Below are 12,303 nucleotides of genomic sequence, written 5' to 3' on the forward strand. Positions count from 1 at the left end.
GGAAAGGAAGCGACGATGAGTAGCATTGAAGCAGCGCTCAAGCCACGGATTCGGCTTCGGACTCCCGGCGAGTACGCGGGTTGGGTCCTCAGCATTCTCGCTGGCATCGGGATCCTTGTCTCGGTCCTGACCAACCCCAACTTCAAGTGGGGCGTGGTTGCCCAGTACTTCACGCATGAATCCATCCTCCGTGGGCTGATGCTCACAATCTTCCTCACCCTTGCCAGCATGGCCCTGGGAACGCTGCTGGGGCTGGGCCTGGCCATCATGCGCTCATCCCATGTAAAGCCGATTTCCATCGCCGCAAATATCTACATCACGCTTTTCCGCGGCACACCGGTCCTGGTGCAGCTGATCTTCTGGTTCAACATCTCCGCGCTGTACCCGAACCTGACGATCGGGATCCCGTTCACGAACATCGGCACCGCGATCGACACCAACGCCCTGATGGCACCCATCACCGCAGCCCTGGTGGGCCTGACCCTGAACGAGGCCGCCTACATGGCCGAGATCATCCGTGGCGGGTTCTCCTCGGTCGGCAAGGGCCAGATTGAAGCAGCAGACTCGCTCGGGATGAGCGCCGGCACCAGGATGCGCAAGGTCATCATTCCCCAGGCGATGCCCTCGATCATCCCGGCCACCGGAAACCAGGTCATTGGCATGTTCAAGGGAACCTCCCTGGTGAGTGTGCTCGGTGTGGCCGAACTGCTTCAGAGTGCCCAGCTGATCTACGCCCGCACCTACGAGACCATCCCGCTGCTGCTTGTCGCCAGCCTCTGGTACCTCGTGATGACGCTGCTGCTGAGCTACCCGCAGTCCAAGCTCGAACAGAAATACTCCCGCGCAACGTCCCGGCTTCCCCGGAAGGCGAAGAAGGTTGTGCTGACAGAACCGGAAGGTACCCTCCGATGAGCAAAGACGGCACGATACTTGCCCAGAAAATCCGAAAGTCTTTCGGACCTAAGACAGTCCTGAAAGACATCAACCTGGACATCGCCAGCGGAGAGATCTGCTGCATCATCGGTCCCAGCGGCTCGGGAAAGTCCACTATCCTGCGCTGCATCAACGGCCTGGAAACAGTGGACTCAGGGGTTCTGAAAGTCAACGGCGAGGACTTCGGCTACTACGAGACTGCGCACGCCTACCACGCCCACAGCCCCAAGAAGCTTGCCGAGCAGCGCACCAGGGTTGGCATGGTGTTCCAGTCGTTCAACCTGTTCCCGAACATGACCGCCCTGGAAAACGTCATGTCCGGACCCGTCCTGGTCAAGGGCGCCGACAAGAAGCAGGCAGCCAAGCGGGCCCAGGAACTGCTCGCCAGCGTCGGCCTGGCCGGGTTCGGGGACTACTACCCCGCGCAGCTTTCCGGTGGCCAGCAGCAACGCGTCGCGATCGCCCGGTCCCTGGCGATGGACCCGGAGATCATGCTCTTTGATGAACCCACCTCCGCGCTGGACCCGGAAAAGGTCGGTGAGGTCCTGGCCGTCATGAAGGACCTCGCGAAGAAGGGCATGACCATGGTGGTGGTCACCCACGAAATGGGCTTCGCCCGCGAAGTGGCCGACTCCCTGATCTTCATGGACGACGGCTACGTCGTCGAACGCGGCGATGCCCGCGAAGTCCTGTCCAACCCCCAGGAACCCCGTACCCAGGCCTTCCTGCAGCAGGTGCTCTGACCATGGACGGACAACTCGCCGTCATCGGCCTGGGCAGCATCGGTTCCATGGCGCTCTGGCAGGCCTCCCGCCTGTCCGACTCCGTCGTCGGCTTCGAAGCCCATGCCCCCGCCCACGCCCGCAGCGCCGTCGGCGGTGACACCCGACTCTTCCGCATGCTCTACCGCGGAGTCCCTGGCTTCTACCCCATCCTCGAGCGCTCCCGCAGCCTCTGGGCGGAGCTCGAAGCCGAAACGGGCCAGAGCATCCTGACCCGCTGCGGCGGACTCTCCATCGGCACCAAAGACGGGCCCTACATCCCAAGCCTGCTCGCAACCACCAGGACCAATGGGGCCGAGCACGAGATCCTCAGCCGCGAGGAGATGGCCGAACGCTATCCGCAGCACAACCTCCGCCCGGACGACATCGCCGTCTACGACCCCCACGGCGGTGCCCTGCGCACCGACCGTGCAGTCACTGCCGCCATCGCCGCAGCCCAAGCGAACGGCGCGACGATCCACACCAACACCCCGATCGACAGCATCACCGAAACAGCCGACGGCGTCATCATCACCTCAGGTGAAAAGTCCTGGACCTACGAGAACGTCATCATCTCCTCCGGCGGCTGGTCCGGGAAGCTCTTGCCCGACTACCTGCAGATGGCCACTCAGACCAAACGGATTTTCCTGACCTGGTTCGTCGCCCGGGATCCAGTGGAATTTTCCCCGGAGCTGTTCCCGATCTTCATCCGAATCTCCGGTGACCAGTCCATGTACGGGGCTCCAAGCGTCGATGGCGCAACCGTCAAGGCGACCCTCGATGGCCGCGGCGGAGCAACCCCGCTCGCTGATGCAGTGCCCAGGGAACTGACTCAGACAGAAATCACAGAAACCACCGAAACCGTCACGGAATTCTTCCCTGGCCTTTTTCCCAACATCGTCCGCTCCGACGCCTTCCCTGATCTCTACACCAAAGACGGCAATCCCCTGCTCGGGCACCTGAATGAGCAGAGCAAAATCTACCTCGCCACAGGGTTCTCCGGCGCGGGCTTCAAAATGGCGACCGGCTACGGACAGATCGCAGCAAACGAAGCCTTGGGCAAGCGGACCTTTGAGGGCCTGGGTTTCGTCAGGCCCGAACGCTTCAAGACGAGCTAATCGTCCAAAGCGCTTGAGCGGATCACTCCGCCAATTGTTGACAATCTACAACCCCTACGAAAGTATGAAGCCATGGCAACTCTCAGTCCCCTCCTCAAGCAAGCTACCCCCGTCGTCGTAGACCATGCACTTGGCAGCTGGATCCACGCGACCGACGGCAAAAAGTACCTCGATTTCACCACTGGAATCGGTGTCACCAGCACGGGTCATTGCCACCCCGACGTCGTAGCGGCAGCACGCGAGCAGGTGGGCAAGATTGTCCATGCCCAGTACACCACCGTGATGCACAAGCCCCTGCTTGAGCTGACCGAGAAACTGGGAGAGTTCCTGCCCTCGGGGCTGGACAGCGTTTTCTACGCCACGTCCGGCTCCGAGGCAGTGGAAGCTTCAGTACGCCTGGCACGCATGGCCACCGGACGCCCCAACATCATTTCTTTCCACGGCGGCTTCCACGGCCGCACAGTGGGAGCCGCTTCGCTCACCACCGCCGGCACGAAATTCCGCTCAGGCTTCTCCCCCCTCATGGGCGGAGTCCACATCTCACCCTTCCCGCACTCCTACCGGTACGGCTGGGATGAGGAAACCGCGGTCAACTTCGCACTGAAGGAACTGGATCACCTCCTCCTGAGCATCAGCAGCCCCGCGGATACTGCAGGTTTCATCATTGAACCCGTACTGGGCGACGGCGGATACATCCCCACTCCCCCGGCCTTCCTGCAGGGACTGCGGGAACGCGCTGACCGCCACGGCATCGTCCTCATCCTGGACGAGGTCCAGGCCGGCGTTGGCCGCACCGGAAAGTTCTGGGGCCACGACTGGGCAGGCATCACCCCTGACGTGGTCATTACCGCTAAGGGACTCGCCAGTGGCTTCCCCATCTCAGCCATTGCAGCTTCCACTGACCTGATGGGCAAAGCCTGGGCAGGTTCACAGGGCGGCACCTACGGCGGAAACGCCGTCGCAGCCGCAGCCGGCGTCGCAACCCTCGGCGTCATCGAGCGCGAGAACCTGGTCCAGAACGCCCTGCTCCGGGGCGACGAACTCCGCGCAAAACTTGACCTGCTCAAGACAGAATTCGCCGAAATCGGCAATGTTCGCGGCCGCGGTCTCATGCAGGGTGTCGAATTCACCGCTGCGGACAACACGCCTGACGCTGCAACAGCCTTGGCCGTCCAGCAAGCCGCTATCAAGGAAGAGCTTCTCCTCCTCACCTGCGGACCCCACGGCAACGTGGTCCGCATCATCCCGGCGCTTAACGTCACCAGCGACGAGATCCAGGCCGGCCTGACCAGGTTCACCCAGGCCCTGAAGACGGCCACCTCCTAATCTTTCCCTTCGATCATTGAAAGCGTGACATGAGCACTTCATTTGATTCCAGTACCCTCTACACCGACCTGTTCATAGATGGCGCCTGGCAAAAGGCCAGCAGCGGAGCCACGTTCCCTGTTGAGAACCCGGCCACCAATGAAGTCATTGCCCACGTGGCCGATGGTGGACCGGAAGATGCTGCCCTGGCCATCGAGGCAGCGGGCCGTGCCCAGGCGGCGTGGGGCAGGTCCACGCCGCGGGAACGGGCTGACATCCTGCGCCGTGCCTTTGAGCTGGTCATTGCCAACACCGACCGGCTCGCCGCGATCATGACTGCGGAGATGGGCAAGCCCCTGGCCGAGGCGAAGGGCGAGGTGGCGTACGGGGCCGAGATGCTCCGCTGGTTCTCCGAAGAGGCCGTCCGGATCGGCGGGGACAACACCACCTCGGTGGACGGCAACACCCGCATCATGATCACCAAGGAACCCGTGGGGCCCTCCGTGCTGGTCACCCCGTGGAACTTCCCGCTGGCCATGGGCGCCCGCAAGATCGCCCCCGCGGTCGCGGCCGGCTGCACCATGGTCTTCAAACCCGCCGAACTGACCCCGCTGACCTCCCTCGCCCTGGTCGACATCTTCCGCCAGGCAGGCCTGCCAGACGGTGTCCTGAACGTCGTGACCACCGCCAGCGCAGCGCCCGTGGTGGAGCACTGGACCGCCAGCGGTATCGCCCGCAAGATCAGCTTCACCGGCTCCACAGGAGTCGGGAAGATCCTCCTGCGCCAGGCCGCGGAGAACGTGATGCGCTCCTCGATGGAACTGGGCGGCAACGCCCCGTTCATCGTCCTGGCCGACGCCGACATCGAAAAGGCCGTCGACGGGGCCATGAAAGCCAAGATGCGGAACATGGGCGAAGCATGCACCGCCGCGAACCGCTTCTTCGTGCACCGCTCAGTCGTCACGGAATTCAGCGAGAAGTTCGCCAAGAAAATGTCCGAACTGCAGGTGGGCAACGGCGCCCTGACCGGAACCGACGTCGGACCCCTGATCGAGCAAAAGGGCCTGGACAAGGTCGAAAGCCTCGTCGCCGACGCCCTCGCCAAGGGCGCCCGCGTCCTGACCGGCGGAAAACGCCCCGAAGGACCCGGCTACTTCTACACCCCCACCGTCCTGACCGACGTGACCCTGGACGCGGACCTGATGAACACCGAAATCTTCGGACCCGTCGCGGCCATCACCACCTTCGACAGCGAAGACGACGTGCTCCGCATAGCCAACGACACCGAATGGGGCCTCGTGGGCTACGTGTTCACCGAAAGCACCGCCAAGGCCCTGCGCTTCTCCGCCGAACTCGAAGTCGGAATGGTCGGCATCAACACCGGCCTCGTCTCCAACCCGATCGCCCCCTTCGGCGGCATCAAACAATCCGGGCTCGGACGCGAAGGCGGCAAGATCGGCATCGAAGAATTCCTTGAATACAAATACACCGCAATAGCAATCTAGAGATTATGCAGTAATGCCAAAAAGTGAGATGAGGGGGATGTCAATGGCGGCACCAGGAGCACTGTTTGCACTGGAGGGAAGACCCACCGCGCAGCTGATCGCAGACCAGCTGCGGGAACAAATTGTCCAGGGGATGTTCCGTCCGGGAGAACAGATCAATGAATCTGTCCTGGCAAGCCAGCTCAACACGTCCCGCGGACCTGTCCGTGAGGCGTTGCAGCGGCTGTGTCAGGAGGGGATCCTGGTCAGTCGCAGGAACCGGGGTGTCTTTGTCCTGGAGCTTGCCATTGATGACATCAGGGAGATCTATGCCGTGCGAGAGGCTGTGGAAACAACCGCTGCAGACGCACTGCTGGACGCCGGCCAGGACCAGGTGGACGACACGTGCCAGGTCCTGACGTCAGTCATCGAAGACATGGCCAAACAGGTAGCGGTATCGGACTGGCAGGCAATTGCGCGGCTGGATATGCAGTTCCACACCGCCTTCGTGTCCGGGGCAGGCAACACCCGCCTCATCCGCATTTACGAGACCCTCGCAGCGGAATCGAGGATGTGTATCCTCAACCTGGCCGTCGCCTACCCCAGGATTGACGTTCTGGTCCAGGAACACCAAAATCTTCTGGATCTCCTGGCGGCGGGCGATAGGGAAGCCCTCCACGAAGCCATCGCACGGCACATGCAAAAGGCCGTTGAGGACCTCACGTCGTCCACAGAAGATCAGGGAAGCGCAGTCTAGGCCTCCTGGCCATAATTTCATAAAGCCTTAACAGAGAAGGTCAGATCCGTCGGATCCGGCCTTTTCTTTGCTTACTGGCTGCCTGCTGGCCACGCCCGACGGGAAACCACAAGAAAGATGGGTTAACTGTCGACGATCTGCTATTTGGGTGGTTGCATTGTAACTACAGAGCGGCGGGGACGTGCAAACGAGGTAAGCATGAAAACCAGCATCAAAGTCAGGGCTTTCGCTGCAGCAGTCACAGCATTGCTGGTACTCAGCGCGTGCGGGCCGAGCGCCAGCAACGACCCCGGCGGTAACGGCTCCAAGACCTCGAACACCACCGACATCTCAGAAGGGGTCCAGCCTGACGAGGCCGCCGTCAAGCTCCTGCCGCAGTCCTTCAAGGACAAGGGCGAACTGACAGTGGCAATGGATCTGCACTACCCGCCGACGACGTTCCTGGCAGATGACAACACCACCCCTATCGGGCTGAACCCCGATATGGCACGCCTGATTGCCAAAAAGCTTGGACTCAAGCTGAAGTTCGAGAACACCGCTTTCGATACCATCATTCCCGGCATCGACGGCGGCCGCTACGACTTCACCGCCACCACCATGTCCCCCACTGAAGAGCGCCTGAAAGTCCTGGACATGATCGATTACTTCAATGGCGGGCTTTCTCTTGCAGTTGCTCACGGCAACCCGCTGAACATCACGAACGATGACATGTGCGGCAAGAACATTGCCGTCACCAAGGGCTCGAATGCCCAGCTGAAGCACCTGCCCAACGTTTCGAAGTGGACCTGTGAGGAAAAGGGCAAGCCCGCCATCAACGGCGTTACACTTCCCAACGTCCAGGAAGCCCTCACCCAGCTGGCCTCCAAGCGCGTCGACGGTGTCTTGTATGACACTGTTTCGCTCGTCTGGGCAGACGAACAGCAGCCGGATACTTTCACGGTCCTGACTCCGCAGGTGGACACGCGTTCAGACCATGTAGTTGCCATTGCCCTGAAAAAGGGATCGCCCTTGACGCCGGCATTGCAGAAGGCCACGCAGGCTGTCCTGGACAGCCCGGAGTACAAGAAGTCACTCGCCAATTGGGGCCTCGAAGAAGGCGCCATCACCGAAGCCAAGCTCGACTAGAGAGACGCCCGTGCTGAAAATGGTTCGCCGATCAAATGAGACATCCACGGGTGCCATGGACTCAGCGCTCAAGCCGAGAATTCGACGTCGAAGTACCTTCGAGTACGTCGCATGGGTGCTATCAACCCTGATCGGGCTGGGCATCCTGATCTCCGTATCAACCAACCCCAACTTCAAGTGGGGTGTGGTCGCCCGGTACTTTACCCACGAAACAATCATCCGCGGGCTCATGCTCACCATCTTCCTCACCCTTGCCAGCATGGCCCTGGGAACGCTGCTGGGGCTGGGCCTGGCCATCATGCGCTCATCCCATGTAAAGCCGATTTCCATCGCCGCAAATATCTACATCACGCTTTTCCGCGGCACACCGGTCCTGGTGCAGCTGATCTTCTGGTTCAACATCTCCGCGCTGTACCCGAACCTGACGATCGGGATCCCGTTCACGAACATCGGCACCGCGATCGACACCAACGCCCTGATGGCACCCATCACCGCAGCCCTGGTGGGCCTGACCCTGAACGAGGCCGCCTACATGGCCGAGATCATCCGTGGCGGGTTCTCCTCGGTCGGCAAGGGCCAGATTGAAGCAGCAGACTCGCTCGGGATGAGCGCCGGCACCAGGATGCGCAAGGTCATCATTCCCCAGGCGATGCCCTCGATCATCCCGGCCACCGGAAACCAGGTCATTGGCATGTTCAAGGGAACCTCCCTGGTGAGTGTGCTCGGTGTGGCCGAACTGCTTCAGAGTGCCCAGCTGATCTACGCCCGCACCTACGAGACCATCCCGCTGCTGCTTGTCGCCAGCCTCTGGTACCTCGTGATGACGCTGCTGCTGAGCTACCCGCAGTCCAAGCTCGAACAGAAATACTCCCGCGCAACGTCCCGGCTTCCCCGGAAGGCGAAGAAGGTTGTGCTGACAGAACCGGAAGGTACCCTCCGATGAGCAAAGACGGCACGATACTTGCCCAGAAAATCCGAAAGTCTTTCGGACCTAAGACAGTCCTGAAAGACATCAACCTGGACATCGCCAGCGGAGAGATCTGCTGCATCATCGGTCCCAGCGGCTCGGGAAAGTCCACTATCCTGCGCTGCATCAACGGCCTGGAAACAGTGGACTCAGGGGTTCTGAAAGTCAACGGCGAGGACTTCGGCTACTACGAGACTGCGCACGCCTACCACGCCCACAGCCCCAAGAAGCTTGCCGAGCAGCGCACCAGGGTTGGCATGGTGTTCCAGTCGTTCAACCTGTTCCCGAACATGACCGCCCTGGAAAACGTCATGTCCGGACCCGTCCTGGTCAAGGGCGCCGACAAGAAGCAGGCAGCCAAGCGGGCCCAGGAACTGCTCGCCAGCGTCGGCCTGGCCGGGTTCGGGGACTACTACCCCGCGCAGCTTTCCGGTGGCCAGCAGCAACGCGTCGCGATCGCCCGGTCCCTGGCGATGGACCCGGAGATCATGCTCTTTGATGAACCCACCTCCGCGCTGGACCCGGAAAAGGTCGGTGAGGTCCTGGCCGTCATGAAGGACCTCGCGAAGAAGGGCATGACCATGGTGGTGGTCACCCACGAAATGGGCTTCGCCCGCGAAGTGGCCGACTCCCTGATCTTCATGGACGACGGCTACGTCGTCGAACGCGGCGATGCCCGCGAAGTCCTGTCCAACCCCCAGGAACCCCGTACCCAGGCCTTCCTGCAGCAGGTGCTCTGACCATGGACGGACAACTCGCCGTCATCGGCCTGGGCAGCATCGGTTCCATGGCGCTCTGGCAGGCCTCCCGCCTGTCCGACTCCGTCGTCGGCTTCGAAGCCCATGCCCCCGCCCACGCCCGCAGCGCCGTCGGCGGTGACACCCGACTCTTCCGCATGCTCTACCGCGGAGTCCCTGGCTTCTACCCCATCCTCGAGCGCTCCCGCAGCCTCTGGGCGGAGCTCGAAGCCGAAACGGGCCAGAGCATCCTGACCCGCTGCGGCGGACTCTCCATCGGCACCAAAGACGGGCCCTACATCCCAAGCCTGCTCGCAACCACCAGGACCAATGGGGCCGAGCACGAGATCCTCAGCCGCGAGGAGATGGCCGAACGCTATCCGCAGCACAACCTCCGCCCGGACGACATCGCCGTCTACGACCCCCACGGCGGTGCCCTGCGCACCGACCGTGCAGTCACTGCCGCCATCGCCGCAGCCCAAGCGAACGGCGCGACGATCCACACCAACACCCCGATCGACAGCATCACCGAAACAGCCGACGGCGTCATCATCACCTCAGGTGAAAAGTCCTGGACCTACGAGAACGTCATCATCTCCTCCGGCGGCTGGTCCGGGAAGCTCTTGCCCGACTACCTGCAGATGGCCACTCAGACCAAACGGATTTTCCTGACCTGGTTCGTCGCCCGGGATCCAGTGGAATTTTCCCCGGAGCTGTTCCCGATCTTCATCCGAATCTCCGGTGACCAGTCCATGTACGGGGCTCCAAGCGTCGATGGCGCAACCGTCAAGGCGACCCTCGATGGCCGCGGCGGAGCAACCCCGCTCGCTGATGCAGTGCCCAGGGAACTGACTCAGACAGAAATCACAGAAACCACCGAAACCGTCACGGAATTCTTCCCTGGCCTTTTTCCCAACATCGTCCGCTCCGACGCCTTCCCTGATCTCTACACCAAAGACGGCAATCCCCTGCTCGGGCACCTGAATGAGCAGAGCAAAATCTACCTCGCCACAGGGTTCTCCGGCGCGGGCTTCAAAATGGCGACCGGCTACGGACAGATCGCAGCAAGCGAGGCGTTGGGGAAACGGACCTTTGAGGGCCTCGGGTTCCTGAGGCCCCAACGGTTCAGGGGGACATGAATGGGGCGCTTCAGAAAAGTGATTCTGCCAGGCCCCGCGCCTGATGCGGTGTGAAGGGCTCCGGGTCCAATACTGTCTATGAAGGTAATAGCCCAAGAACGAAGTGAGGGGATAGCAATGGCGGCACCTGAGGGACTGTTTGCACTGGAAGGAAGACCCACCGCGCAGCTGATCGCTGATCAGTTGCGGGAACAGATTGTCCAGGGGATCTTCCGTCCAGGTGAGCAGATCAATGAATCTGTCCTGGCAGGCCAGCTGCATTCCTCCAGGGGCCCGGTCCGGGAGGCATTGCAACGGCTGTCCCAGGAGGGGCTCCTGGTCAGCCATCGCAACCGGGGGGTGTTCGTCCTGGAGCTCTCCAACGACGACATCAAGGAAATCTATGCGGTACGCGAAGCTGTGGAAACAACGGCTGCTGAGGCATTGCTGGCTGCCGGCGCGGAACGGGTTAGGGACACCTGCCAGATCCTGACGGGGATCATCGAAGACATGGCAAAGCAGGTTGCTGTATCGGACTGGCAGGCAATTGCCCGGCTGGACATGCAATTCCACACCGCCTTCGTGTCCGGCACAGGCAACTCGCGGCTGATCCGGATTTACCAGACCCTGGCAGCGGAGTCGAGAATGTGCATCCTCAACCTGGAAGTGGCCTATCCCCGCATAGACGCCCTGGTGGAAGAACACCAGAACCTGCTGGATCTCCTGGCGTCGGGCAACAAAGCGGGACTCCTCAAGGCCATCAAACGGCATATGCAATCGGCCGTCGACGATCTCACCGCGCAGAGGGAAGAGAAGGCCCCAAAAACGTCCGGAGCATAGTTCCAAAACACTATCCGCAATCCGATGCTTCTACTCTCTAGCAATTGTCAACAGTTGACGATAGAATTACTGAAGGGCATTTTCGCCCGACTGGACAAGGGTAGAACCGGAAAGGCAGAGGAGAATGCTGGAAAACCATGGTGCATTTGCTTTGAGCTCCCTGCTCTTCGCCGTGCACGTTGATCTGGGGATGTCCCTTGGCTGAGGCATTGCTGGCCGCAGCCCTCTCTCCAAATGGACCCGAGCTGATCTTCCATGACCCTCTCCATGCTTCCGCACCTGCCTCCCAGCCCGGGCCTGAGCAACCAGCCCTCTCCGGCGTCCCCGCGGTGTCTCACAATTGTGAGCCCGGACTGAAACGCCCGAAGAGAATACCCGCTACCCGTGCCGACCGCCTGGAAGCTGTTGCCAGGGAACTCATTCTCCTCGCTCGGGACCGGGGAAAAGCGGCCGGCTGAATCAGGTCGCGCGGCAGGTGCTGACCCAAGCCAACGCCGGGGACTACCATCAAACATGGTCCCCTTGAGTAACCTCGTTGCGTTTTCCCTTGCTGCCTTTGTGCTCATTGCCATTCCCGGCCCGAGCGTCCTGTTTGTGGTGGGCCGCTCCCTGGCCCTGGGACGCAAAGGCGGGTTGCTGAGTGTCCTGGGCAATACCCTCGGCGAACTTGTCCAGGTGGCAGCGGTGGCTGTGGGCCTCGGCGTCGTCCTGACCCAATCGGTGGTGCTGTTCACCGCGATCAAGTTCGCTGGCGCAGCGTATCTGGTCTACTTGGGCATCCGCGCCATCAGGCGTCGTGGACAGGGAACGACGACGGCGGCGGAGCCCGTCCGCGGATCGTCCACGGCACGGGTCCTCAGGGAAGGCACTTTTGTAGGGGTCACCAATCCAAAGTCATTGATGTTTTTCGTGGCCGTTCTGCCGCAGTTCGTGGACTACTCCGCGGGTGCGATCCCGTGGCAACTTGCCACGCTTGGCCTGGTGTTCCTGCTGATAGCCGTAGTGTCCGACAGCGCCTGGGCCCTTGCCGCGGGGACCGCCCGGCAATGGTTTGCACGCTCCCCCCGCAGGGTTGCGGCTGTGGGAACTACCGGCGGTGTGATGATGATCGGCTTGGGCGGAACCCTTGCCCTGACCGGCACCAAGACCTAGTTCCCC

12 protein-coding genes are annotated in these 12,303 nt (G+C 61.7%); all 12 read left to right on the forward strand.

The window, feature by feature from the left end:
- Nucleotides 1-15 precede the first annotated feature (15 nt).
- The 12 genes from RIN13_RS02210 to RIN13_RS02265 all read left to right on the forward strand — a co-directional run bounded on the left by RIN13_RS02210 (nucleotide 16) and on the right by RIN13_RS02265 (nucleotide 12,297).
- On the forward strand, nucleotides 16-912 hold the full coding sequence (locus RIN13_RS02210) for an amino acid ABC transporter permease (RefSeq protein ID WP_309105698.1): 897 nt from the start codon (nucleotides 16-18) through the stop codon (nucleotides 910-912).
- Nucleotides 909-1,676, forward strand: a complete 768-nt coding sequence (locus RIN13_RS02215) for an amino acid ABC transporter ATP-binding protein (protein ID WP_309105699.1) — start codon at nucleotides 909-911, stop codon at nucleotides 1,674-1,676. Before RIN13_RS02210 ends, RIN13_RS02215 begins: the two co-directional genes overlap by 4 nt.
- A 2-nt stretch (nucleotides 1,677-1,678) precedes the next feature.
- The gene (gene solA, locus RIN13_RS02220; protein ID WP_309105700.1) at nucleotides 1,679-2,812 is read left to right on the forward strand and encodes an N-methyl-L-tryptophan oxidase; all 1,134 of its coding nucleotides are present in this window, start codon (nucleotides 1,679-1,681) and stop codon (nucleotides 2,810-2,812) included.
- 72 nt (nucleotides 2,813-2,884) lie between these two features.
- Nucleotides 2,885-4,138 carry an aspartate aminotransferase family protein gene (locus RIN13_RS02225; protein ID WP_309105701.1) on the forward strand — a complete coding sequence of 418 codons (1,254 nt, stop codon included), beginning with the start codon at nucleotides 2,885-2,887 and terminating at the stop codon, nucleotides 4,136-4,138.
- A 29-nt stretch (nucleotides 4,139-4,167) separates the two neighbouring features.
- Entirely contained in the window at nucleotides 4,168-5,622 is a 1,455-nt protein-coding gene (locus RIN13_RS02230) for an NAD-dependent succinate-semialdehyde dehydrogenase (protein ID WP_309105702.1), read from the forward strand.
- Between the two features lie 43 nt (nucleotides 5,623-5,665).
- The gene (locus RIN13_RS02235; protein ID WP_309105703.1) at nucleotides 5,666-6,358 is read left to right on the forward strand and encodes a GntR family transcriptional regulator; all 693 of its coding nucleotides are present in this window, start codon (nucleotides 5,666-5,668) and stop codon (nucleotides 6,356-6,358) included.
- Nucleotides 6,359-6,556: 198 nt separating this feature from the next.
- Nucleotides 6,557-7,483, forward strand: coding sequence for an ABC transporter substrate-binding protein (locus RIN13_RS02240; RefSeq protein WP_309105704.1), 927 nt, complete (start codon nucleotides 6,557-6,559; stop codon nucleotides 7,481-7,483).
- A gap of 115 nt (nucleotides 7,484-7,598) precedes the next feature.
- The gene (locus RIN13_RS02245; protein WP_309105705.1) at nucleotides 7,599-8,426 is read left to right on the forward strand and encodes an amino acid ABC transporter permease; all 828 of its coding nucleotides are present in this window, start codon (nucleotides 7,599-7,601) and stop codon (nucleotides 8,424-8,426) included.
- Nucleotides 8,423-9,190 (forward strand): amino acid ABC transporter ATP-binding protein, encoded by a 768-nt coding sequence (locus RIN13_RS02250; protein ID WP_309105699.1) that lies wholly within the window; start codon nucleotides 8,423-8,425, stop codon nucleotides 9,188-9,190. Before RIN13_RS02245 ends, RIN13_RS02250 begins: the two co-directional genes overlap by 4 nt.
- A 2-nt stretch (nucleotides 9,191-9,192) precedes the next feature.
- Nucleotides 9,193-10,326, forward strand: coding sequence for an N-methyl-L-tryptophan oxidase (solA, locus tag RIN13_RS02255; protein ID WP_309105706.1), 1,134 nt, complete (start codon nucleotides 9,193-9,195; stop codon nucleotides 10,324-10,326).
- A 117-nt stretch (nucleotides 10,327-10,443) separates the two neighbouring features.
- The gene (locus RIN13_RS02260) at nucleotides 10,444-11,145 is read left to right on the forward strand and encodes a GntR family transcriptional regulator (RefSeq protein ID WP_309105707.1); all 702 of its coding nucleotides are present in this window, start codon (nucleotides 10,444-10,446) and stop codon (nucleotides 11,143-11,145) included.
- A 513-nt stretch (nucleotides 11,146-11,658) separates the two neighbouring features.
- Entirely contained in the window at nucleotides 11,659-12,297 is a 639-nt protein-coding gene (locus RIN13_RS02265) for a LysE family translocator (RefSeq protein WP_309105708.1), read from the forward strand.
- Nucleotides 12,298-12,303 lie beyond the last annotated feature (6 nt).

The sequence above is a fragment of the Arthrobacter sp. genome, from assembly GCF_031179985.1.
Classification (GTDB): domain Bacteria; phylum Actinomycetota; class Actinomycetes; order Actinomycetales; family Micrococcaceae; genus Arthrobacter.